This is a genomic window from Kribbella caucasensis (genome assembly GCF_004361855.1).
In the GTDB taxonomy this organism is placed as follows: domain Bacteria; phylum Actinomycetota; class Actinomycetes; order Propionibacteriales; family Kribbellaceae; genus Kribbella; species Kribbella caucasensis.
On the sequence record NZ_SNWQ01000001.1, the window covers coordinates 806,561 to 828,997 of the forward strand.

A 22,437-nucleotide genomic window follows, 5' to 3' on the forward strand; every position below is an offset into this window, starting at 1 on the left:
CTCAGGCGCCGGACCACTCGGGGGCGAGGATCGAGTAGAGCAGCGAATCCCGCCACGCGTTGTTAGTGAAGACGTGGTGGCGGATCCGGCCCTCGTAGCTGAAGCCGAGGTTCTTCACCACGGCGATCGAGGCCAGGTTCTCCGGGCCGATCGCGGCGCTGACCCGGTGCAGGGAGAGGTCGGTGAAGGCGAACCGCAACAACGTGCGGGAGGCGTCGGTCGCGTAGCCGTGCCCCCAGTAGTCGTAGCCGATCGCGTAGCCCAGGTGGGCGGCCTGGACACCGGTCGGGCCGAGCCGGGCGAAGCCGATCATCCGGTCGTCGTCCCGGCGGGTGACGGCGAGCAGATAATCGGACCGGTTCTCGTGGGCGGAGCGTTCGACGATCGAGGTCAGTGAGGTCCGGGCGGCTTCCCGGTCGCGGCTGTCGAACGACAGCCAGGACGTCACCCGGTCGTCACCGACGATGGCCAGATAGTCCTCGAGGTCCTCCGTCCGGACCTCACGCAGTCTGGTGCCATCGCCGGTGAGCGGCCGCATCAACGCGCGAAGCTCTGCATCGGGGTCCGGGTGAAGACCTCGATCTCCTCTTGCAGCTCGCGCGCGTCTTCGGCGTGACCGGACTGCCGCAGCGCCTGGTGGACCCGGCGGGCGGAGTGCACCACACCGTTGATCCGGCGCTCGGTCGGCAGCCCCAGCACCGGGGCGATCGCGTCCGCGGCGCCGTCCAGCTCTCCGCTGGCGATCCGGGTGATGGCCATCGCGGCCTGGCTGCCGGCGGCGTCGCCGAAAGCCCACTCCGGGTGGTTCTCGTCCGCGTACGCGCTGACGGCCTGGCTGGAGTACTGCTCGGCGGTCTCCGCCTCGCCCGGCAACCAGGCGAGCGCGTCGGCCGCGTAGTACAGCTGGCGGTTGCGGCCGAAGGTGCACAGGCCGCCGAGCTCGTCGAGCTCGTCGTTGTGGACCGTGTTCCACGCCTCCTCGGCGCGCTCGAGCGCGACCCGGGTGGCTTCGGCGTTCCCGAGCGCGGCCCAGGCGCGGGCCTCGCTGACCGGGAGCCAGACGCTGGTGGTGCTGTTCGCCTGCTCGGCATAGCCGGCACCGAGCTGGGCGTAGCGGACGGAGTCGTGCGGGTTGCCGGCCCAGTAGGAGACCAGCGACTGCAGGCCACGGATCCAGGCGCGCAGGCCGTGGTGGTCGGCGTTGTCGGCGCAGAGGAAGGCGGTGCGGGCCTGGGTCATGGCCGCGTGGGGGTTGCCCAGGTCGTGGGAGGCCTTGGCCAGCAGGCCGCCGGTCACCCCACCGAGGAAGTACAGCTGCCGCAGGTGCTCGGGACGTTGCCGGTTCTCCAGCAGACCGAAGACGAGGTCCTGGGTCTCGACCAGCTGGCCAAGGATCTCCGGCAGCGGCCGCTGCGGGTACGCCTTCGCAACGTGCCGTACGTCGTCGAACACTTGTTCCATAGCCTCGCTCCCGAGACCGGTCTGGGCCGCCAGGGCAAACGCCCGCGCACGGCTCGCAGCCATGTCGAGTACCTCCATCTCATTACCTGTCGTGATCCGTCCACTCGCGGCAGGGGCCGGCACCACCTGGGCGGCCTGCTCGGGGACGTACGGGGCGAGGAGCTCCTCGACCGGCTTGCCGAACATGCGTTGCAGGGTGCGCCGGGTCTGTGGAGTGGTCCCTGCGCGCTCGCCCGATGCGAGGCGCCGCAGGTGCCGCTCGGTGATGGTTCCACCCAGCTCGACGAACTCGGCGACGATCTCGGAGTAGGTCTGGTTCCGGCGCTGGATCAGGTGCGCCAGGACCGTTCTTGGCGTATACCTACCCGCCATCGTTCCTCCCGTTCACGTCAGATAAGACGTTGTCTCGACTACTGCCCCACGACAAGGTGCAGTCCCCCAGATGTCCGCGAGAGGTCCTGAAGAGGTCCGGCAAAGGTCCGGTCCAGGTCCTAGAGCGGTCACGGTCGGCTTGTGCACCATTACTGCCATGACAACCAGTAAGTCCAACTGGTTGCAAGGCCTGAGAGTTACGGGGTGAGCTAGTAGTGACAGTCGCGGAAATGACGTCGAGGCAGCACCGGCGCCGGGTGCGGGTCTGGTTCGGCGAGCACGTGATCGCGCAGTACGTCGCGGAAGCGCCGTTGGCAGCGCGGTACGAGCAGGCGATGCGGAGGCGATTCGCCGGTCTCCGGGTCACGAACGACATCCTCGGCCCACAGGAGCACGCGGACAACAACTGAGCCCGCCGGGATCCTCCTCAGATCCTGGCAGGCTGCGCCTGGAGTCTCCTCACGTCCAGGAGCAGCGATCGAAGGTCCGGGGCACTCCTCAGTCCCGGACGAAACCCGAGGTGCGGTCCGGAGCAATCCTCAGCTCCGGACCGCACCGCCCACCAGCCCGGCTGGGCCGGCGGCTGAGTCCCTGTTATCGCCGCCGCCCAGCCGTTCCAACCACCTCCTGGCCGACACCTCGGGCCGGGCGGACCGGTGGCTCGTGACACCTCACCATGAGCCACCCCTCCGAGGTGGCCGGCTCTGCCGTGTGACCGCCGCGCCTGGGCGGTCACACGGCAGAGCCCTTTAACGTCTTCACCCGGCGAGGTTCTGAGCCATCCGCCGGAGTACGCCGATCGTCGCGACGTACTCCTCGTCGGAGACGCCGGATGTGACCCGCTCGCGCTGCGCCTGGACCTTCGTCGTCAGCGCCTCGAGCGCGGCCTGGCCCTCGTTCGTGCGGCGCTCGCCGTCGAGCCAGCCGCGCGCCACCAACGGGTCCGTGACCGCGGCCAGTTCGGCCGGATCGCCGGTCAGGAACGGCGCGAGGGTGCTCTCGATCGAGCCGGGACCGGCGGCCGCGTTCAGCGCCTGCCACTGGCGGCGGATCAACCCCTCCGCCGCGAGGACCTGCTCGAACGATGCCTCCAGCAGTCGGTCCACCTCCTTCAGCCACCACCCGATAGGCTTGTTGTCACCCGACATATACATGTCAACGACCATATATCTTGGAGTGGCTGTGGACAAGCCCGACCCGATGGCCGCGGTGGAGTCGGCGATGATCACCATCCGCCGCCGCCAGACCCGTCGTACGTTCGCCGTGCAGGCAGGCGGACCCGACCCGGTTCAAGAGGTACTCGACGCGATCGAGGCGGCGGAGCCCGATTTGCTCGGCGTCAACGGGGTGGCGGCGGCTCTCGGGGTGGACCAGCCGCGGGCGAGCAAGGTGGTCGCCGCAGCGGTGTCAGCAGGCTTGGTCCGACGTGAGGCCGACCAGCGGGACGGGCGTCGTACCACCCTGGTGCTGACCACGGACGGCCGTCGGCAGCTCGACTGGGTGCACACGTACCGCCGGGAGCGCTTCGCCGCCGCAATGAACGACTGGACCGCAGCCGAGCGTCAGACCTTCGCCGACCTGCTGACCCGCTTCGTGACCGGCCTGGACCGTTAGATGTCCGCCTCAGGTCCCGTGACATCCACAGCAGCAATAAGCAAAGCCCGACGGTGAGGCTGGCAGACTCGGCGGCATGCCTTCGCCCAACATCCTGCTGATTGTTTCGGACGACCACGGCTATGCCGACCGCAGTGCGCTCGGGATCCATTCTGACGTCCGGACGCCGGCGCTGGACCGGTTGGCAGCCGGCGGCGTGAGTTGCACGGACGCGTACGTGACGGCGCCGATCTGCAGCCCGTCGCGAGCGGCGATCATCTCGGGCCGGTACCAGCAGCGGTGGGGTGGCCAGTGGTTCGACTCCGCCCGCTTCCCGCCGGACGACGTACCGACGATGGCCGAGGTACTGCGGGACCAGGGCTACCGGACCGGGTACTTCGGCAAGGTCCACTACGGCAAGGAGTCTGTCGGGGACCGTGCCTGCCCGCCTCGACACCGGTTCGAGACGACCTTCTACGGGCTGGCCGGGCAGTCCATGGGACGGCTGAACTACCTGCACCACTCGGACCGGGCGGTCGAGGAGTACGGCGCCGAGGCCGCCCACTACATGGCGGTCCAGCCGATGCTGTCGGGCGACGAACCGGTCGAGCACGAGGGCTTCCTGTCCCCCGAACTCGGCCGCCGCGCGACCGAGTTCATCCAGGCCGACGACGACCGGCCGTACATCTGCATGCTCGCGTTCAACGCCGTCCACAACTTCTGCTGGCAGCTCCCGGACGAAGAGCTCGCCAAGCGCGACCTTCCGGCGTACCGGGACTGGAAGCCGGACCTCGGCCGCCCGTACACCGAGTGGTACGACGACGTGATCGTGCCGAACCTCCCACACGGCCGGGACTACTACCTCGCCCAGCTGGAGTTGATGGACGCCGAGATCGGCAAGCTGCTCGACCTGCTCGACGAGACCGGTCAGGCCGACAACACCCTCGTCGTCTACACGACCGACAACGGCGGCTCGACCTGCAACTTCGCCGACAACACGCCGCTGCGCGGGACGAAGTACACGGTCTGGGACGGCGGGATCAGGGTGCCGATGCTCTGGCGCTGGCCCGGGCAGCTGCCGGCCGGGCGCGAGTCGGGCGTCCTGGCGAGCACGCTCGACCTGATGCCGACGCTGGTCGGTGTCGCAGGCGGCGAGTACGCCGGGGACGGGCTGGACCTGCTGCGCGCCCTCCGGGGTGAGACGGATGCCGCGCACTCGGCGCTGCACTGGGACCTCGGGTTCGAGTGGGCCGTGCGTGCGGGGGACTGGAAACTGTCCTGGTTCGACGGGGAGGATCCGCACACCATCGAGCAGCGCGAGTACGAGCACGCGCCGATGGGGGACGGCTGGTTTCTCGCCGAACTGAGCACCGATATCGGCGAACAGCACAACCGCCTCGCCGACAAGCCGGAGATCGCGGACCAACTGAAGACCCTGCACGCGAACTGGCGCACGGAGGTCGGTCTGGACCAGCCCGGTCCGGCCTAGCCGCGCCCTTTCACATAGACGGCGAACGGTGCGTCCGCGTGGACACCATCGAGGCCCTCGACCAGGCCCTCGGCGGTGATCTCACCCGCGTACGTCATGGCGAGCCGCTCCATCACCGCGCGAGAGGCCGTGTTGTGGCGCTCGGTGAAGGCGATCACCTTGCTCACACCCAGCGTCTCGAAGGCGTAGTCGAGCCCGGCTGCGCCGATCTCGGCGGCGAGCCCACGGCCGCGGGCCGACGACAGCAACGTCCAGCCAACCTCGAGCCGGTCGGTCAGCCAATCGGCGCCCACCAACTCGGCGATAGCGGCCGTCGGCGGCGTGCCGGCCGCCATCCTCGACAACCCACCCCGACCGATCAACTCGCCGCCTGGCTCCCGGCTGTAGGCCATCCACTTGCCCGCCTGATCGCGTTCCCAGGCCGTCTGCATCGAGTCCGCGAACCGGGCCGCCTCGGCCGACGACCACGCACCGGCGAACCAATGCGCGACCCACGGATCCGCGTGCAAGGTCTCCAGGTCCGCTAGATGTCCGGTCAGGACCTCACCTGGACCGCTGACCGGTTCGAGCCGCAGCCGGTCGGTGAACCTGGTCCGCACCACGTGCGCCACGATGTCGCGCAAGCGCCGATCGCCGTCGGTCCGGTTCACCATCAGCAGCTCCAGGTCGTCCGGTCCGACCCACGCGCCCGCGTCGTGCTTACCGGCTTCGAGCCGGGGCCGACCCAGATCGCCATCCACCTCGATCACGAAGTCGAGCTCACGCCGGACCCGCCCCTCGTACTCCCATTCCCAGTCGGCCGCCGTCCACAGGATCTCCCGGACCTTCCACCCGGTCTCCTCCTCGACCTCCCGTGCGAGTGCCTGCTCCGGCGTCTCCCCCGGCTCCAGATGCCCGCCCACGATGTCCCAGATCCCCGGCAGCAACCGTCGTTCCAGTGTCCGCCGCTGTACATAAACCCGATGCCGCTCATCCCGGACCAACGCCCCAACACAGTCCACAGCCCGCATATCAACCAACCTAGACCGCTCAACTGGCAGAGTGCTGAGCCGTGTCCACAGCCCGCACCAAGCCCCCGCAGTACGCCGTATTCGGCCCGCTGCCCTGAGCGCCGTCTGGCAAACTTCACCGTATGCGTGCCGACCGAGCGATCCTGTTCAAGCTCGCGACCAGCGAACGCCTCGAGCACCTGGTCAAGGGATTCCCCGGCGGCGAGGCGAACGCCTACCGCGCCGCATCGCGGTACGTGGCCGGGCGCACCCGTGACGACGCCCTGCGGGTGACCGCCGACCAGCTCGCCAAGGGACACGGTGTCAGCCTCGACCTGTTCGGTGAACTGTCCACTGATCCAGCCGACGCTGCCCGGGTCGTCGACGATTACCTCGAACTGGCGCGGCTGATCCAGGAACCGCCTGCCGACGTCTGGCTGTCGGTCGACCTCTCGCACCTTGCCCTTGACGTCGACCCGGCCGGCTGTGCGGACCTGTTGGCCAGGTTGGTCCAGGCAATGCCCGAGGGTCGTCGGGTCCAGGTGGGCGCCGAGGACACCGGCCGGACCGACAAGGTTCTGCGCTGTGTCCTCGACGTCGCTGGTCGCGGGCTGGCCGACCGACTCGGTGCGACCGTTCAGGCGAACCTGTTGCGCTCCCCGGACGATGCCGATGCGTTGACGGCTGCCGGCGTACAGATCCGGTTGGTCAAGGGCGCGTACGTCGAGCCGAGCGGCGCGCATCCGTACGGCGAACCCACGGACGTCGCCTATCTCCAACTGGCCCATCGCCTGGCAGCCGGTGGGGCGCAGTGGTCCATGGCGACCCACGACGGCCGACTCCGCGAGGCAATCCTGCTCGCCCTCGGCCCGGTCCCGGTCGAGCAACTCCTGGGCGTCCGCCCCGAAACCCTCACCGACCTGACCGCACGAGGCATCCCAACCCGCGTCTACGTCCCCTACGGCCCCAACTGGTTCCGCTACTGGCTCCGCCGAGTAGCCGAATCCCGCGGCGCCTGACACGCGGACGGGAGTAGACAGCGCCACCCCCGTGAGTGGCCCTAGCTTCCAGCTACTGGGTGTTCGGTGATTCGGTTGGGCATGAAGGCAACGGCGACCACCAGCAGGACGGCTGCGGCTGCGGCGCCGTAGTACACGTCGTGGATGGCGGGGGCGAGCACTTCGCCCGGCACCTTCTCCAAATCCGCGTGGGCGTCACCGAGTCGTGCAGCGACCACACCGTTCGCTACCGCGCCGAAGGCGGCGACGCCGACCGCACTGCCGACGGAGCGGGCGAACATGTTGGCCCCGGTCACCACGCCGCGCGTCTGCCAGGCCACCGAGGACTGCGCGGCCACCACGCCCGGTGACGCGGAGAAGCCGAGTCCGAGGCCGATGACGAAGCAGGCCGCGGCCAGGTGCAGTACGGAGCTACCTGAGTTGACCGTGAGCAGCAGCGCGGCTCCAAGTACGACGATCACCGAGCCGAACAGCATCGTCGTACGGAACCCGACTCGCAGATAGACCCGGCCGGCCAGCGACGCCGCGATCGGCCAACCCAGGGTCATCGCAGCCAACGCGAAGCCGGCGACGAGAGCCGACGTACCGAGCACTCCCTGCGCGAACAGCGGCACATACGTCGCCAGGCCGACCATCAGTACGCCGATCAGCAGCGCGGCCGAGTTCGCTGAGTTCAGTACCCGATGGCTGAGGACCCAGAGCGGCAGGATCGGTTCGGCGGCGCGGCGCTCGACCAGGACGAAGGCGGACAGCAGTACGACGGCCGCGGCCAGGATCGTGATGCTGACCGGCGAATCCCAGTCCCACATCACGCCGCCCTCGAGCAGGCCGAGTAGTAGCAACGAGCCGCCGACCGCGAGCAGGATCGCCCCGGCGTAGTCGATCTGGTGACTCGCCTGCCTGGTCACGTTCTCCTTGAACCGGCGCAGCAGCACCCACGCGGCGGCCAGTCCGAGGGGGATGTTCACGAAGAAGATCCAGCGCCAGGAGATGTAGTCCGAGAACACGCCGCCGAGGGTCGGGCCGACGAAGGACGAGATCCCCCAGACGCTGGCGATGTAGCCCTGCACCTTGGCCCGCTCGGCGACGGTGTAGATGTCGCCGACGATGGTCATTCCGATCGGCTGGATAGCGCCCGCGCCGAGTCCCTGGATCAGCCGGAACGCGATCAGGGCAGGCATGTTCCAGGCGAACCCACACAGAATCGAGCCGAGCACGAACAACCCGACCCCGAGCAACATGATCGGCTTCCGCCCGCGCAGGTCGGCCAGCTTGCCGTAGATCGGCACCGAGATCGCCTGGGCCAGCAGGTAGATCGAGAACAGCCAGGGGAACTGGGTGAACCCGCCGAGATCCTCGACCACCGACGGCACCGCGGTCGCCAGGATCGTCGCGTCGATCGCGACCAGCCCGATGCTCAGCATCACCGCGAGCAGGATCGGCCCACGTTCCGACCGCAGCCCCACCCCGCCCCGGTCGATCCGCTCAGTAGTCATGACAAAGGCAACCTAACCGAACAGACATCGATTCCACGACGCGCAAACCGCCAGCTGATATGCCGGGTGTACCTGCACCACTCATCAACCTGTCGCACAACGGCTCCGTCCACCGTTGAGGGTGGGGCTGAGCGAGGTTACTGAGTGGTGGGGACACGGTTGGCCGGGCGGGTGGGCCGGTGCGCCGATACGCTCCGTGGGTGAGGATCCACGGCGTGCTCAGGGTCGTCGTGGTCGTGCTGGCGTTGTCGCTCACCGTCGTGTTGCTGCCGATCGCGATCAACATCGGCACGGGAGGCACGGCGCCCGCCTTTCTCGCGCCGTACGCCAAGTGGACGTGGCCTGCGATCGGGTTCCTCTGGCTGGCAGCGATCGTCACCGGCATCTGGGAGTTCCGCAGCCGCCGGACCGTCACCCACTCGGCCCGTTCGGCGGATCAGCCGCGCAACCGTCCGAACGCGCTCGCCCGCATCGACCGCCACCTCGCCGACCGCTTCACCGGATCGCTCGCCGCCCGCACCCGCCTGGCGCTCGCCCTCGACGAGAGCCCGGACGCGGTCATCCGCCCATACGACCTGCTCGTCCAACCGCTGCACAGCACCGTCACCGAGATCCGCGAGGACGCCGACATCGCGGCCGCGTTCGACGATCTGCAGGACTCGATGCTGATTCTCGGCGCGCCCGGTTCCGGCAAGACCACGCTGCTGCTCGACCTCGCCCGTTCGCTCGCCGCCGAGGCGCACAACGACCCCGACCAGCCGATCCCCGTCCTGGTCGACCTGGCCGGCTGGGGTGGACCGGGGACGCCGCGGTCCGAGGACGACGACCCCGGCGACAGCGCACTGCTGGCCGGCTTCGTCCACTGGCTCCTAGGTCAACTCGCCAACCGCTACGGCATCCCCGCCCCGGTCGGCCGCGTCTGGCTCCGTCGCGGTCGCCTGGCCTTGCTCCTCGACGGCGTCGACGAGATCGCCGCGACCCATCGCGACAAACTCGGCCCCGTCCTCGAGGAACTCCGCCGCCGCTACCTGATCGGCCAGCTCGCCGTCACCTGCCGGATCCACGACTACGAACGCCTCCCGCAACCCCTCAGCCTGTACGGCGCGGTCCGGATCCGCCCGCTGACCCGGCATCAGGTGCTCGACTACTTCGCCACCGTCGGCCACGAACTCGACGGCGCCCGGGTCGCGATCGAGCAGGACGACGACCTCTGGGACCTGGTCGACTCCCCGCTGATGCTGAACGTGCTGGCCCTCGCGTACCAGGGCCGCGACGCCGCGGAGATCGCGTCCGGCGCGGTCGAGGACCATCGGCGCGAACTGTTCGACATCTACATCTCCGAGGTGCTCTCCCGCTATCGCCCGGCCAGTCGCGAGTACGACTCCCGAACGGCGGTCCGCTCCCTCTGGTGCCTCGCCTGGTGGACCCGGACCCGCGCCGGCGACCGCATCGCCGTACCCCGCTGGCTCACGCCGAACGGCTGGTACGGCCTGGTCCTGCCCGTCGTCGGCTACCTCGCGCACATGGTCTGCCTGCCCGCCCTCTTCGCCGGCCTCGTCGGCGGAGCCGCTCTCGCCACGACAGCCCTGTACGGCGTACCGGCGGGGCTGGCCGTGGGAGCTTCGAGTCTGCTGCTGGTCCACATTCGTCCGAGGACGTGGCGAGTGTTTCGGGACGGGCCCGAGCAGCCACGGTTCCTGCTCACCGCGGCGATGGTGGGATGCGGGGTCGTCGCCGGTTTCCTGGCGATCCTCGCGGGCACCGGGGTGGTGGCGTTGCTCCCGACGTGGGGCGGTCTGGCGCTGGCGGCTGCCGCGATCGGTGCGTCGTACGGGTTCGAGCTGATGGTGTCGCACGGGAACCGGCGGCGGGCGTTGCTGCTCGGCGTACGGCTGACGGTGGTCACGGTGGCGACCTGGCTGGTGATAGACAACGCCGACGAGCCGCGCGTGTTCGTGGCCGGGTTGGTCGCTGGGCTGATCGTCGCCCAGGGCATCCGTCTGGTGAAGGCGATGCCGATGGATCACCTGGTGTATCCGCACAGCGCGGACGAGCCCGACTCCGATTGGCGGCTGGGACGGATGGACTATTGGGTGCTGGCCGGCATCGCGGTCGCGATCGTCGCGGCACTCGCGCTAGGTGCGAGTCTCGGATCACCCGAACCCGAGGCGGTCCTCGGCATCTTCACCGGAACCGTGGCGGCCAAGGCCTGGCGTCGCCGTCCACCGCTCTTCGCGGGATCGCTGTCCCGCTTGCTGCACGGACTGCTGCTCCGCTGGACCGGCTACCTGCCCTGGCGTCGCCGTGCATTCCTCCGCTACGCCGCCGATCGCTACGTCCTGTCCCGCACCGGCCCGGGTGAGTACGCGTTCATCCACCTGCTCGTCCGCGACCACCTAGCCGAATGCGACCCAGACGCCCTAGCCACAAAGGTCGACCGCCGAATCACCGAACGCCAAGCCCGCGAGCCCAGCCCGGCGACTAACTAGTTGCCAGCGCTTGATCCAGGATCTTGGACCACTGACGCACGATGCCCCGCCGGCGTGCGGTGTCGTCGGTCAGCAGGGCCGCGAGGCCGAGCCCGCGAGCCATGTCGAGGACACCTTGTACGGTCTCGCGGACCCCCGGTGTCCGCTCGCTCACGTCGAGCACTTCCAGGAGCGCGCGATGTGCCTGACGTCCGACATGGGCCTCAAGCTGCACGATCTGCCGGCGTAGCGGTTCCTCTGTCGACGCCGCGACCCAGAGATGCAGTGCGGCCCGGAACAGCGGACCCGAATAGACATCCGCCAGCATCGACACGATCGCCTCGGTCCGGCCCGCGCCGACCGGCAGCGCAGCCGCCTGCGAGCGGATCTCCGCCAGCCGGACCTCGGTCATGTGTTCCACCGCCGCCGCGAACAGGTCCGCACGGGTAGGGAAGTGGTGCTGCGCCGCACCGCGGGACACCCCCGCCCGCGCCGCGACCACCGCCACAGTGGTCGCGGCATACCCGACCTCGGCCAGCGATTCCATCGCCGCCTCCAGCAGCTTCCGCCGAGTAGCCCGACTCCGATCCTGCTGCGGTTCCCGCACCACGGCCGGACCCGACGGAGCTGACCGGGCGGCTTCACTCACGCGCGGCCTCCTTGGCTCTCAGCTCGCGACGCAGGATCTTGCCCGACGCCGCCTTCGGCACGGCCTCGATGAACTCCACCTGCCGCACCTTCTTGTACGGCGCGACCCGGGCCGCCACGTAATCGATCACGTCCTGCTCGGTCAACTCCATCCCCGGCATCGGTACCACGAACGCCTTCGGCACCTCGTTGCCCTCGGACTGCACCCCGATCACCGCAGCGTCAGCGATCCGCGAATCGGTCAGCAAAACCGCCTCCAGCTCCGCCGGCGGCACCTGGTAGCCGTGGTACTTGATCAACTCTTTCAGCCGATCGACCACATACAGGTAGCCCCGCGCGTCCACCCGCCCGATGTCGCCGGTGTGCAACCACCCATCCGGGTCGATGGTCGCGTCGGTCTCGGCCTGCCGGCCCAGATACCCCTTCATCACCTGGGGCCCGCGAATCCAGACCTCCCCGGTCTCACCATCGCCCACATCATTGCCATCGGCACCGACCAGCCGCATCTCGGTGGACGGGAACAACTTGCCCACGGCACCAGGCGGCGGATCCTGGTCGTCCTGCGGCACCGCGTGCGTACCAGGCGACAACTCCGTCATCCCATAGGCCTGCAGTACCGCGTGCAACCCCAACCTCTTCGCGCACGCCTCAGCCAGCTCCCCGTCCAACGGCGCTGCCGCACACGTCACGTACTTCAGCGCCGACAGGTCCACCCCATCCACAGCAGGATGCTTCGCCAGCGCGAGCACGATCGGCGGCGCCACGAAGGCACGCGTGATCGCGTACTTCTCCAACGTGCCGAGGAACTGGTCCAGGTCGAACTTCGGCAACACCACCACCGTCGCGCCCAGCCGCAGCGGCAGGTTCATCAGCACGGTCAGCCCGTAGATGTGGAAGAACGGCAGGATCGCGATGATCTTCTCGTTCTCGGCGACGTTGATCGTCACCTCGGCCTGCGCGATGTTCGTCGCGATGTTCCGGTGCGTCAGCATCACGCCTTTGGCCGCGCCCGTCGTCCCGCTCGAATAGGGCAGTACTGCGACATCCTCGGCCGGGTCGATCTCCACAACAGGCTCAGGCCCGGTGCTGGCCACCAGTTCCATCACCGAGCGGAACCCATCAGCCTGGTCGCAGACGAAGATCTCCTGCACGTCCGTACCCTCGATCGCCGCGGTCGCGACCGGCAGGAAGAGCGAAATCGTCACCAGCAACTTCGTCTTCGAGTCGACCAGTTGCTTGTGTAACTCGTCCGCCGTGTAGAGCGCGTTGACCGTGGTCACCGTGGCGCCGGCCCGGGTCGCGCCGTAGAACACGACCGGGTAGAGGATCGTGTTCGGGCTGTAGAGGGCGATCACGTCGCCGGGCCGGATCCCGAGCTCGGCGAACCCGGCGGCGATCCGCCGGCTCATACCGTCGAGCTGCGCGTAGCTGATCTCCCGGCCGCTCACCCCGTCCACCAGGGCCGGCCGATCGCCGTACTCCGCCGCGCGGCCGAGCACCGCGTCATGAATCGGCACATCGACCACTTCGACCGGTGGGAACTCACTGTGGATGACCATCGCAGGCCCGTCCTCTCTGACGGATTGGTCTCTCTGACGGTTTGGTGCTCAGACTTTGACGGACTTCAGTACGACTTCGGAAGGCCCAGCGAATGCTGGGCGACGAAGTTGAGGATCATCTCCCGGCTGACCGGCGCGATCCGGGTCGCCCGGGCAGCGGCGACCAGCGAGGCGACGCCGTACTCGGTGGTCATCCCGTTCCCGCCGAGCGACTGGACCGCTTGATCAGTCGCGCGTACCGCGACCTCGCCGGCCGCGTACTTGGCCATGTTCGCGGCTTCCCCGGCGGCCAGGTCCTCGCCCGCGTCGTACAGGGCGGCCGCCTTCTGCAGCATCAGCCGGGCCAGTTCGAGCTCGATCTTGATCTGCGCCAGCGGATGGGAGATGCCCTGGTGCGCACCGATCGGGCCGTTCCAGACCTGCCGTTCGTTGACGTAGGCGACCGCCTTGCCGAGCGCGTGCCGGGCGATCCCGATCGCGAAGGCGGACGCCATGATCCGCTCCGGGTTGAGCCCGGCGAACAGCTGCAGCAGCGCGGCGTCCTCCGATCCGACCAGCGCATCGGCGGGCAGCCGCACGTCGTCGAGGAACAACGAGAACTGCTTGTCCGGACTGATCAGATCCATCTCGATCTTGCGGTACTCCACCCCGCGAGCGTCGATCGGCACGATGAACAGGGCCGGCTTCAACCGCCCGGTCCGCGCGTCCTCGGTCCGGCCGACCACCAGCACGGCCTGGGCGACATCGAGACCGGAGATGAAGACCTTCCGCCCGGACAGCGACCACCCGTCCTCGGTACGCCGGGCCGTCGTGGTGATGTTGTGCGAGTTCGACCCGGCATCCGGTTCTGTGATCGCGAACGCCATCGTGGTCGACCCGTCCGCGAGGCCGGGCAGCCAACGGCGCTTCTGGTCGCCGGTGCCGAACCGGCTGATCACGGTGCCGCAGATCGACGGCGACACGACCATCATCAGCAACGGACAACCCGCCGCGCCGAGCTCCTCCAGCACGATCGACAGGTCGGCCATCCCGCCACCACCGCCGCCATACTCCTCCGGCAGGTTGACCCCGAGATAGCCGAGCTTGCCGGCCTCCTCCCAGAGCTCGGTGGTGTGGCCGCCGGTCCGCGCCTTCTCGGTGAACCAGCCGTACCCGTACTTCTTGCCCAGCTCACTCACCGCCGCCCGCAACGCCCGGCGCTCCTCCGACTCGACGAAACTCATTCGCCCTCCCCTTCTCGTACGACCGCCAGGACCGCGCCAACCTCGACCTGCTGACCGGCTGAAACCGTGAGCTCAACGACAACCCCGTCGGCCGGGGCGGAGATGGTGTGCTCCATCTTCATCGCCTCCAACCACAGCAACGGCTGCCCCTTTTCCACCTCGTCGCCGACCGCCACCCCGACCCGGATCACCGTGCCCGGCATTGGCGCGAGCAAGGACCCGGCCGCCACCTGATGCGACGGATCCGTGAACCGCTCCAAGGGAGTCAGCGCGACCGACCCGAGCGACGAGTCCACACAAACCAACCCGGGATAGGCCGCCACCTCGAACGTCCGCCGCACATCCCCGACCTCGAGGACCGCCCGATCGGGGCCGAGCGCAACCAACGACACGTCCCCGTCAACGACCAAGCCGTCCCGAGTCAGCCGATAAGACACCTCGTACGTCGAGTCGCCCGCGCTGAACGTCTTCCGTTGGGACTGGGACGGGAGATTCCGCCAGCCACTCGGCAACCGGTTCTGCACCGTCGCGGTCTCCCGACGCGCGGCCGCATCGGCGAGGGCGGCCGCCAACGCCGACAACTCCTCAGCTGCCTTGTCCGCAAGGGGTTCCGCCAGTACGTCAAGCCCATGACGATCTAGGAAGGCGGTATCCGTCTCCCCGTCGAGGAACGCCCGATGCCGCAGAATCCGGACCAGCAGATCCCGGTTCGTCCGTACGCCGTGGATCTCGGCCCGCGCCAATTCGGCCGCCAACCGCATCGCCGCCTCGGTCCGGGTCGCTCCCCACACGATCACCTTGGCGAGCATCGCGTCGTAGTACGGCGACACCTCGGACCCATCGATGACGCCCGAGTCGACGCGCACCCAGGGCGTACCCTCGCGTGGTCCGCCCGGTGCGAACTCGGCTCCGGGCAAGTGGAATCGGTGCAGCCGTCCGGTCTGCGGTTGCCAGTCGTGCGCGGGGTCCTCGGCGTACAGGCGCACCTCGATCGAGTGCCCCACGGCGGCCGGCGGCTCGGGCGGCAGCGCCTCACCGGCGGCGATCGAGAACTGCAACGCGACCAGGTCGAGGCCTGTGGTCGACTCCGTCACCGGGTGCTCCACCTGGAGTCGCGTGTTCATCTCCAGGAAGAAGAAGTTGCCCTGCTCATCGGCCAGGAACTCGACCGTTCCAGCCCCGACGTACCCGATCGCCTCCGCGGCTTTCCGCGCGGCGTCGAACAGCTCGGTCCGCATCGACGGAATCCGTTCCACCAAAGGCGAAGGCGCCTCCTCGACGACCTTCTGGTGCCGCCGCTGAATCGAGCACTCACGCTCACCGACCGCCCAAATCGTGCCATGCTGGTCGGCGAGCATCTGCACCTCGATGTGCCGCCCGGTCGCGAGGTACCGCTCGCAAAACACCGTCCCGTCCCCGAACGCCGACAACGCCTCCGCCGACGCCGCCTCGATCTCCCCGGCGAGCTCCTCCAGCCGATGCACGACCCGCATCCCGCGCCCGCCACCCCCGGCCGACGCCTTCACCAGCACCGGCAGGTCGTCCGCACCGACCGACGCAGGCGTGAGCTCAGCCAACACCGGTACGCCGGCCGCGGCCATCAACTTCTTCGCCTCGATCTTCGACCCCATCGACGAGATCGCCGCAGCCGGCGGCCCGATCCAGGTCAGCCCCGCATCGACCACGGCCTGCGCGAAGTCGGCATTCTCGGACAAGAATCCGTATCCGGGATGAACCGCGTCCGCCCCGGCCTTCCGCGCCGCCTCGATCACCAGTTCGGCGTTCAGATAGGTCTCACCTGGTGCCGTCCCGGGAAGGTGAACGGCGGCGTCCGCCTCCCCGACGTACGGCATCTCCGCGTCCGCCGTCGAATGCACCGCAACACACTGCAACCCCAGCCCGCGAGCCGTCCGGAAGATCCGCCGGGCGATCTCCCCGCGATTGGCAACCAGCACAGAAGCAATCACAGCGGCGCCCTCACATCCGGAAGACGCCGAAGTTGGCGCCGTCGAAGCGGGTCCCCTCGACCGGCGCCGAGTGGATGGCGGACAGGCACAGACCGAGGACCGTGCGGGTGTCGCGAGGGTCGATCACGCCATCGTCATACGGACGCCCGGACAGGAACATCGGCAACGACTCCGCCTCGATCTGGCCCTCGACGTACGCACGCATCGCGGCATCCCCGTCCTCGTCGTACGGCTGGTTCTTCGCGGCAGCGGCCGCGCGCGCGACAATCGACAGCACCCCGGCGAGCTGCTGCGGCCCCATCACCGCGGACTTAGCCGACGGCCAGGCGAACAGGAACCGCGGATCGAACGCCCGCCCGCACATCCCGTAGTGCCCGGCGCCGTACGACGCGCCCATCAGGATCGAGATGTGCGGGACCTTCGAGTTCGAGACCGCGTTGATCATTTGCGCGCCGTGCTTGATGATGCCGCCCTGCTCGTACTCCTGGCCGACCATGTAACCGGTCGTGTTGTGCAGGAAGATCAGCGGTGTGCTCGACTGGTTCGCCAGTTGGATGAACTGGGCCGCCTTCTGCGACTCCTCGCTGAACAGCACCCCGCGCGCGTTCGCCAGGATCCCGACCGGATACCCGTGCACCGACGCCCACCCGGTCGCGAGCGAGGACCCGTACAACGGCTTGAACTCGTCGAACACCGACCCGTCCACCACCCGGGCGATCACGTCCCGCGGATCGAACGGGATCCTGAGGTCGCCGGGCACGATCCCCAGCAAGTCGTCCACGTCGTACAAGGGCTCCTCGTACTGCGCTGCCGGGGGCGGGCCGAGCTTCTTCCAGTTCAGCCGGGAGACGATCTGCCGTCCGAGCCGGATCGCGTCCGGCTCGTCGACGGCGAAGTAGTCCGCCAGCCCCGAGACGCGTGCGTGCATCGAGGCGCCGCCGAGCGACTCGTCGTCAGCGTCCTCACCGGTCGCCATCTTCACCAGCGGAGGACCGGCCAGGAACACCTTCGCGCCGCCGTCGACCATCACCACGTAGTCGCTCATCCCGGGGATGTAGGCGCCGCCCGCGGTCGAGTTGCCGAAGACGAGCGCGATGGTCGGGATCCCCTCGGCCGACAACCGGGTCAGGTTGCGGAACATCGCGCCGCCGGGGATGAAGATCTCCTTCTGCGTCGGCAGATCCGCGCCACCCGACTCGACCAGGCTGATCACCGGCAGACGGTTGGCCCGCGCGATCTCGTCCGCCCGCAACGCCTTGCGCAGGGTCCACGGGTTGCTGGCGCCGCCCTTGACGGTCGGGTCGTTCGCGGTGATCAGGCACTCGACGCCTTCCACCACGCCGATCCCGGTGACCAGGCTCGCCCCGACGGTGAAGTCACTGCCCCAACCCGCGAGCGGCGACAACTCGAGGAACGCCGAATCCGGGTCCAGGAGCAACTCGATCCGTTCCCGCGCGAGCAGCTTCCCGCGCTGGTGATGCCGGTCGACGTACTTCGCCCCGCCCCCCGCGAGCGCCTTCTGATGCTCCCCTTCGATCGCGGCCAACTTCTCCAGCATCGCCGCCCGGTTCTCCACGCTTGCGTCCGAAGAACCGAGCGTCCTGGCGCTCGCTTCTTCGGACGCTGCGAATCGGGTCATGTGAGGAACCCCAATCGTTTGGAGGCGAGGGTGGTGAGGATCTCGGTGGTGCCGCCGCCGATGGCGAGGATCTTCTGGTCACGGTACTGCCGTTCCACCTCGGCCTCGCGCAGATAGCCGAGCCCACCGTGGAGTTGGAGCGCCTGATCGCAAACCCATTGGCCCGCCTCGACCGCGGTGTTCTTGGCGAAGCAAACCTCGGCGATCAGCTCGTCGCCGGCCTCGGCGCGGCGTACCACTTCATGCACGTAGACCCGGGCGACATCGATCCGCCGCGCCATCTCGGTCAGCGTGTGCTGCACCGTCTGCCGGGATATCAGCGGCCGCCCGAACGTCTCCCTCGCGCGGCACCACGCGACCGTGAGATCCAGCGCCCGTTGCGCCCCGGCGTACGCCTGGACCGCGAGAGTCAACCGCTCGGCCACGAAGTTCTGCGCGAGCTGGACGAATCCGGTACCCGCCTCGCCGACGAGGTTCTCCACCGGCACCCGTACGTCCGTGAACGCCAGCTCGGCCGTGTCCGAACAGAGCCAGCCCATCTTGTCGAGTTTGCGTGACACCTCGAAGCCGGGCGTCCCGCGTTCGATCACGAGCAGACTGATGCCGTGCGCGCCCGGCCCATCGGTTCGTACGGCCGTCGTGACGAAGTCCGCGCGGCAACCAGACGTGATGTAGGTCTTGGCGCCGTTGACGACGAAGTGGTCGCCATCCCGGCGAGCGGTGGTTCGGAGCGACGCCACATCGGACCCGCCGTCCGGCTCGGTGATCGCCAGCGCCCCGATCAACCGCCCTTCGAGCGTCGGCCGAACCCAGCGATCGAGCTGCTCCACGTTGCCCGCAGCAACGATATGCGGCAACGCGATCCCACAAGTCAGCAGCGAGGCGACGAGCCCACCCGAACCGCCGGCGTAGTGCATCTCCTCGACCACTGCGATCGCGTCCGCAAGGGAACCGCCGCCACCGCCAACCTCCTCCGGGAACCCGACTCCGAGCAGCCCGAGCTTGCCCGCCTTCTCGTGCAGCTCCCGCGGCAGCTCACCCGCCCGCTCCCACTCGGCCAACTCCGGCAACACTTCCGACGCCATGAACCGCCGCACCGTCTCTCTCAACGCATCCCGTTCGGTGCTCAAAGCAACACCTCCGGCACGTCGACGTACCGCGAGCGCAGCCATTCCCCGACCGCCTTCGCCTGTGGGTCGAACCGCGCCTGCGACGCAACCCCCTCGCCAAGCAGTCCCTCGACGACGAAGTTGACCGCCCACAGATTCGGCAACACGTATCGCGTCACGCGCAGCGGCTCCGTCTCGGGCAACAGTTCCTTGAACAACCCGATCGTCAACGCATGCGCGAGCCAGCGCCACGCGGTCTCACTCCGCACCCAGACGCCCACATTCGCGTCGCCGCCCTTGTCTCCGCTGCGTGCTCCCGCGACTCGGCCCAGCGGCACGGACTTGGTCAGCGTGCGGGCCGGCCGTCCCGCCGCGACCAGTTGCGGCAACGGCACCGGCAGCCTCGGCTCCTCGACCGGTGCCAGCTCCCGCGTCTCGGTGGCCGGCTCGATCATCCGCCGCTCACCGCCCGGCAGCACGACCACATGCTCCACCTCACCGACCGGCACGAACCCAGCCGTGAACACCCCGTACGGCGAGGCGTCGTCAGGGGGAGCTGTCACGTGAAAGCCCGGGTAGCTGGCCAGCGCCAGTTCGACCGCGGCCCCCGAGAAGGCCCGGCCGACCACCTTCGGATCGGGGTCCTTCACCGTGCACCGGAGCAGCACGCTCGCCTGCTCCTCGGTCTCCGCGTCCGCCTTCTCGGTCCACGCGACCGACCACTTCAGCTCGGCCGGCTTCTGCCTCAGCGCCCGTTCCAGCTGCCGCTTGACGAGGTCCGCCTTCTCTTCCAGATCCAGCCCGGTGAGTACGAAGTCCACCGCGTTCCGGAACCCGCCCACGCTGTTCAACGACACCTTGTACTCCGGCGGGGGTGGCTCGCCCTTCGCCCCGGTGATCCGGATCCGGTCCGGCCCGTCGTCCACGAGTTCGACGGTGTCCAACCGAGTGGTGACATCCGGTCCGGCGTACCGGGCGCCGGTGATCTCGTAGAGCAGTTGCGCCTTGACCGTGTCGATCGTGACCGCGCCGCCGGTGCCGTCGTGTTTGGTGATCACGCTGGACCCGTCCGCGTGGATCTCCGCGATCGGGAACCCGGGCCGGCCGAGGTCGTGGATCTCGTGGAAGAACGCGAAGTTGCCGCCGGTCGCCTGGCAACCACACTCGATCACGTGTCCCGCGACGACCGCGCCCGCGAGTTCGTCGTACTGGTTCCGCTTCCAGCCGTGGTGGGCAGCGGCCGGGCCGACGATGACGGAGGCGTCGGTGACTCGTCCGGTGACGACCACGTCGGCGCCGGATTGGAGTGCTTCGGCGATACCCCAGGCGCCGAGGTACGCGTTGGCGGTGAGCGGTTTGCCGAGTCCGAGTTCTTCGCTGCGATCGAGGAGGTCGTCGCCCTCGACGTACGCGATCTTCGGGTGCAGGCCGAGCTTGTCCGCCAGCTCCTGGATCGCGGTCGCGAGCCCGGCCGGGTTGAGGCCGCCGGCGTTGCTGACAACGGTGACGTTGCGGTCGAGGGCTTCACCTAGTCCAGTCTCGAGCTGCTTGAGGAAGGTCCGCGCGTAACCGAGTTTCGGGTCCTTCAGCCGGTCGCGGCCGAGGATGAGCATGGTCAGCTCGGCCAGGTAGTCGCCGGTGATCACATCCAGCGGCCCACCGGTCACCATCTCGTGGAACGCCGTGAACCGATCCCCATAAAACCCGGACGCATTCCCGATCCGGATCGCCTCGGTCATGAGAACTGTCCGGCCGTGCGGCCCTTACCAGGTAAGCCGGCGAACGCCTGGATGATGCCTAGCCACTCCTCGGCATCCGCCCCGACAGCCTGTACGGCGAGGTCGTCGCGGTGCCGGCGTTGGGTCGCGAGCAGGCAGAAGTCCTCGGCCGGACCGGTGACGCGTTGCTCGGCGTCCTCCGGGCCCCACGCCCAGGTCTCACCGTTCGGTCCGGTCAGTTCCACGTGGAACGGCTCGGCCGGCGGTGTCCGGTCGTGCAGCAGATAGGCGAAGTCGCGGGTCCGCACGGCGAGGTGAGCGACATGCCGAAGCCGGCTCGACGGATGCCGCGTCACCCCGAGAGCGTCGACGACGTCCTGCCCATGCGCCCAGGTCTCCATCAGCCGAGCGGTCGCCATCGACGTCGGACTCATCGGCGGCCCGAACCACTGCACTTTCTGACCCGCCGGCACCTGCTTCAGCGCCTCGGCAAGCTCCGCCCGCGTCTCCCGCCAATACGGCAGCAACTGATCCGGCGGCAGCGCCGCGCCTTCCGCGGCACCCTCTTCCACATACCCGGTCGGATTGGCCGCCGCCTTCCGCAGCGTCTCCTGGAAGACCTCCGGATCGGTCGCCGCGAGCCGAGCGGCCTCGTCGGTCCAGGCCAGGTGCGCGATCTGATGCGCGATCGTCCATCCCTCGGCCGGCGTCGGTGTCGCCCAAACGTCAGCCGCCAGCCCGCCGACCAGCGCGTCCAGCTCGGCGCTCTCAGCCCAGAGATCGGCCAGTACCTCGTCCAGTTGCACGCTTGGACTCCCCTGCTCGACCAGCAGTTCAGTGCGTCCGAGCGTCCCACTCCCACCAAAAAGAATCAAGTGTGCTTGTTTTGCTTCGAGCCTGACTTGTCACGGAAAGTAGGCGATTGGTCACGCTGATCACTATGTTGACCGGATGACTGGATTTGTAGACGGTGCCAATGGACTTCGGTAGGCCGATCGGCACGGTGGTGCCCTCGCTCGACGGCGCCGTACTCGAGGTGCTCGCGGGGACTGATCGTGGTCTGTCCGGCCGCCAGGTGCACAGCCTCGCCGGTGCCGGCAGCGTCGCCGGCGTGCGCCTCGTGCTGCAGCGATTGGCGTCGACCGGCTTGGTACAGGTCACCGAGTCCGGCAACTCGTTGCTCTACACCCTGAACCGGAAGCACCTCGCCGCCCAGGCCGTCGAGCTACTGGCCGGCCTGCGGACCACCTTCGTCGAGAGCCTGCGCGCCGAGCTCTCGACCTGGACGATCCCACCCGTGCACGTCAGCCTGTACGGCGCGGCCGCGCGGGGTGACGGCGATCTCGACAGCGACGTCGACCTGCTGCTGATCCGCCCCGACGAAGTTGCCGCCGACAACCGCCTGTGGGAACGCCAGGCCGCCGACCTGCTCCACACCATCGTCGACATGACCGGCAACCCGGCCCAACTCCACGAACTGACCCCTGCCGAGCTCACCGCCCAGCCCAACCTCCACCACCCCGAGGCCATCACCCTCCACGGCCCCGACCTGCAAACCCTCCAAACCGCCCTGCCCGCCCACCTCGAACTGGTCTGACCCCCGCGTCACCACATCGACGGCTATCGACCTCCTCCCACCTCACCCCAGCCCCACCAGCTTGGCTCAGCTCGATCGATGTTCTTCTGA

19 protein-coding genes are annotated in these 22,437 nt (G+C 68.7%); 6 read left to right on the top strand and 13 right to left on the bottom strand.

The window, feature by feature from the left end:
- Nucleotide 1: 1 nt before the first annotated feature.
- Entirely contained in the window at nucleotides 2–538 is a 537-nt protein-coding gene (locus EV643_RS03885; protein ID WP_133798510.1) for a GNAT family N-acetyltransferase, read from the bottom strand.
- Complete coding sequence (locus tag EV643_RS03890) at nucleotides 538–1,833, bottom strand: NsdA family TPR-like regulatory protein (protein ID WP_133798511.1); 1,296 nt, start codon at nucleotides 1,831–1,833, stop codon at nucleotides 538–540. The genes EV643_RS03885 and EV643_RS03890 overlap by 1 nt, the downstream gene beginning before the upstream one ends.
- A gap of 230 nt (nucleotides 1,834–2,063) precedes the next feature.
- Here EV643_RS03890 and EV643_RS03895 point away from each other — a divergent pair, with 230 nt between their 5' ends.
- Complete coding sequence (locus tag EV643_RS03895; protein ID WP_133798512.1) at nucleotides 2,064–2,243, top strand: hypothetical protein; 180 nt, start codon at nucleotides 2,064–2,066, stop codon at nucleotides 2,241–2,243.
- 348 nt (nucleotides 2,244–2,591) lie between these two features.
- Here the strand turns inward: EV643_RS03895 and EV643_RS03900 are convergent, their stop codons facing one another.
- A complete protein-coding gene (locus EV643_RS03900; RefSeq protein WP_202869363.1) occupies nucleotides 2,592–2,987 on the bottom strand; it encodes a MarR family winged helix-turn-helix transcriptional regulator in 396 nt (131 codons plus the stop codon).
- 28 nt (nucleotides 2,988–3,015) lie between these two features.
- On the opposite strand from EV643_RS03900, the gene EV643_RS03905 reads away from it, so the two are divergent.
- Both EV643_RS03905 and EV643_RS03910 read left to right on the top strand, forming a co-directional pair.
- Nucleotides 3,016–3,447 (top strand): MarR family winged helix-turn-helix transcriptional regulator, encoded by a 432-nt coding sequence (locus EV643_RS03905; protein ID WP_202869364.1) that lies wholly within the window; start codon nucleotides 3,016–3,018, stop codon nucleotides 3,445–3,447.
- 76 nt (nucleotides 3,448–3,523) lie between these two features.
- Nucleotides 3,524–4,915, top strand: coding sequence for a sulfatase family protein (locus EV643_RS03910; protein ID WP_133798514.1), 1,392 nt, complete (start codon nucleotides 3,524–3,526; stop codon nucleotides 4,913–4,915).
- On the opposite strand, the gene EV643_RS03915 is transcribed toward EV643_RS03910, so the two are convergent.
- Nucleotides 4,912–5,925 carry a GNAT family N-acetyltransferase gene (locus EV643_RS03915; protein WP_133798515.1) on the bottom strand — a complete coding sequence of 338 codons (1,014 nt, stop codon included), beginning with the start codon at nucleotides 5,923–5,925 and terminating at the stop codon, nucleotides 4,912–4,914. The genes EV643_RS03910 and EV643_RS03915 overlap by 4 nt on opposite strands.
- Nucleotides 5,926–6,047: 122 nt before the next feature.
- Between EV643_RS03915 and EV643_RS03920 the strand changes: the two genes are divergently transcribed.
- The gene (locus EV643_RS03920; protein ID WP_133798516.1) at nucleotides 6,048–6,923 is read left to right on the top strand and encodes a proline dehydrogenase family protein; all 876 of its coding nucleotides are present in this window, start codon (nucleotides 6,048–6,050) and stop codon (nucleotides 6,921–6,923) included.
- Nucleotides 6,924–6,964: 41 nt separating this feature from the next.
- On the opposite strand, the gene EV643_RS03925 is transcribed toward EV643_RS03920, so the two are convergent.
- Nucleotides 6,965–8,419: an MDR family MFS transporter gene (locus EV643_RS03925; protein WP_133798517.1), complete on the bottom strand. Its 1,455-nt coding sequence runs from the start codon at nucleotides 8,417–8,419 to the stop codon at nucleotides 6,965–6,967.
- A 200-nt stretch (nucleotides 8,420–8,619) separates the two neighbouring features.
- Between EV643_RS03925 and EV643_RS03930 the strand changes: the two genes are divergently transcribed.
- Nucleotides 8,620–10,908, top strand: coding sequence for an NACHT domain-containing protein (locus EV643_RS03930; RefSeq protein WP_238165334.1), 2,289 nt, complete (start codon nucleotides 8,620–8,622; stop codon nucleotides 10,906–10,908).
- Here EV643_RS03930 and EV643_RS03935 read toward each other — a convergent pair.
- From EV643_RS03935 to EV643_RS03970, 8 genes are all read right to left on the bottom strand, one after another.
- A complete protein-coding gene (locus tag EV643_RS03935) occupies nucleotides 10,901–11,536 on the bottom strand; it encodes a TetR family transcriptional regulator (RefSeq protein WP_238165335.1) in 636 nt (211 codons plus the stop codon). The two genes, EV643_RS03930 and EV643_RS03935, sit on opposite strands and share 8 nt — an antisense overlap.
- Nucleotides 11,529–13,094, bottom strand: a complete 1,566-nt coding sequence (locus EV643_RS03940) for a 4-coumarate--CoA ligase family protein (protein ID WP_133798518.1) — start codon at nucleotides 13,092–13,094, stop codon at nucleotides 11,529–11,531. The genes EV643_RS03935 and EV643_RS03940 overlap by 8 nt, the downstream gene beginning before the upstream one ends.
- Nucleotides 13,095–13,159: 65 nt before the next feature.
- Complete coding sequence (locus EV643_RS03945; RefSeq protein ID WP_133798519.1) at nucleotides 13,160–14,317, bottom strand: acyl-CoA dehydrogenase family protein; 1,158 nt, start codon at nucleotides 14,315–14,317, stop codon at nucleotides 13,160–13,162.
- Nucleotides 14,314–16,284 carry an ATP-binding protein gene (locus tag EV643_RS03950; protein WP_133798520.1) on the bottom strand — a complete coding sequence of 657 codons (1,971 nt, stop codon included), beginning with the start codon at nucleotides 16,282–16,284 and terminating at the stop codon, nucleotides 14,314–14,316. Before EV643_RS03950 ends, EV643_RS03945 begins: the two co-directional genes overlap by 4 nt.
- A 10-nt stretch (nucleotides 16,285–16,294) precedes the next feature.
- The gene (locus EV643_RS03955; RefSeq protein ID WP_202869384.1) at nucleotides 16,295–17,842 is read right to left on the bottom strand and encodes an acyl-CoA carboxylase subunit beta; all 1,548 of its coding nucleotides are present in this window, start codon (nucleotides 17,840–17,842) and stop codon (nucleotides 16,295–16,297) included.
- Between the two features lie 77 nt (nucleotides 17,843–17,919).
- Nucleotides 17,920–19,053: an acyl-CoA dehydrogenase family protein gene (locus EV643_RS03960; protein WP_255512923.1), complete on the bottom strand. Its 1,134-nt coding sequence runs from the start codon at nucleotides 19,051–19,053 to the stop codon at nucleotides 17,920–17,922.
- Nucleotides 19,050–20,771: an acyclic terpene utilization AtuA family protein gene (locus EV643_RS03965; RefSeq protein WP_133798523.1), complete on the bottom strand. Its 1,722-nt coding sequence runs from the start codon at nucleotides 20,769–20,771 to the stop codon at nucleotides 19,050–19,052. Before EV643_RS03965 ends, EV643_RS03960 begins: the two co-directional genes overlap by 4 nt.
- Nucleotides 20,768–21,556, bottom strand: a complete 789-nt coding sequence (locus tag EV643_RS03970) for a TIGR03084 family metal-binding protein (RefSeq protein WP_133798524.1) — start codon at nucleotides 21,554–21,556, stop codon at nucleotides 20,768–20,770. Before EV643_RS03970 ends, EV643_RS03965 begins: the two co-directional genes overlap by 4 nt.
- A 170-nt stretch (nucleotides 21,557–21,726) precedes the next feature.
- Here EV643_RS03970 and EV643_RS03975 point away from each other — a divergent pair, with 170 nt between their 5' ends.
- Nucleotides 21,727–22,347 carry a hypothetical protein gene (locus EV643_RS03975; protein WP_133798525.1) on the top strand — a complete coding sequence of 207 codons (621 nt, stop codon included), beginning with the start codon at nucleotides 21,727–21,729 and terminating at the stop codon, nucleotides 22,345–22,347.
- The last annotated feature ends 90 nt before the right edge of the window (nucleotides 22,348–22,437 follow it).

Bases quoted from the DNA above. Each gene is read 5' to 3' on its own strand.
- EV643_RS03885 (WP_133798510.1), bottom strand. From the start codon at position 538: ATGCGGCCGCTCACCGGCGATGGCACCAGACTGCGTGAGGTCCGGACG.
- EV643_RS03890 (WP_133798511.1), bottom strand. From the start codon at position 1,833: ATGGCGGGTAGGTATACGCCAAGAACGGTCCTGGCGCACCTGATCCAG.
- EV643_RS03895 (WP_133798512.1), top strand. From the start codon at position 2,064: ATGACGTCGAGGCAGCACCGGCGCCGGGTGCGGGTCTGGTTCGGCGAG.
- EV643_RS03900 (WP_202869363.1), bottom strand. From the start codon at position 2,987: ATGTATATGTCGGGTGACAACAAGCCTATCGGGTGGTGGCTGAAGGAG.
- EV643_RS03910 (WP_133798514.1), top strand. From the start codon at position 3,524: ATGCCTTCGCCCAACATCCTGCTGATTGTTTCGGACGACCACGGCTAT.
- EV643_RS03915 (WP_133798515.1), bottom strand. From the start codon at position 5,925: ATGCGGGCTGTGGACTGTGTTGGGGCGTTGGTCCGGGATGAGCGGCAT.
- EV643_RS03920 (WP_133798516.1), top strand. From the start codon at position 6,048: ATGCGTGCCGACCGAGCGATCCTGTTCAAGCTCGCGACCAGCGAACGC.
- EV643_RS03925 (WP_133798517.1), bottom strand. From the start codon at position 8,419: ATGACTACTGAGCGGATCGACCGGGGCGGGGTGGGGCTGCGGTCGGAA.
- EV643_RS03940 (WP_133798518.1), bottom strand. From the start codon at position 13,094: ATGGTCATCCACAGTGAGTTCCCACCGGTCGAAGTGGTCGATGTGCCG.
- EV643_RS03945 (WP_133798519.1), bottom strand. From the start codon at position 14,317: ATGAGTTTCGTCGAGTCGGAGGAGCGCCGGGCGTTGCGGGCGGCGGTG.
- EV643_RS03955 (WP_202869384.1), bottom strand. From the start codon at position 17,842: ATGCTGGAGAAGTTGGCCGCGATCGAAGGGGAGCATCAGAAGGCGCTC.
- EV643_RS03965 (WP_133798523.1), bottom strand. From the start codon at position 20,771: ATGACCGAGGCGATCCGGATCGGGAATGCGTCCGGGTTTTATGGGGAT.
- EV643_RS03975 (WP_133798525.1), top strand. From the start codon at position 21,727: ATGGACTTCGGTAGGCCGATCGGCACGGTGGTGCCCTCGCTCGACGGC.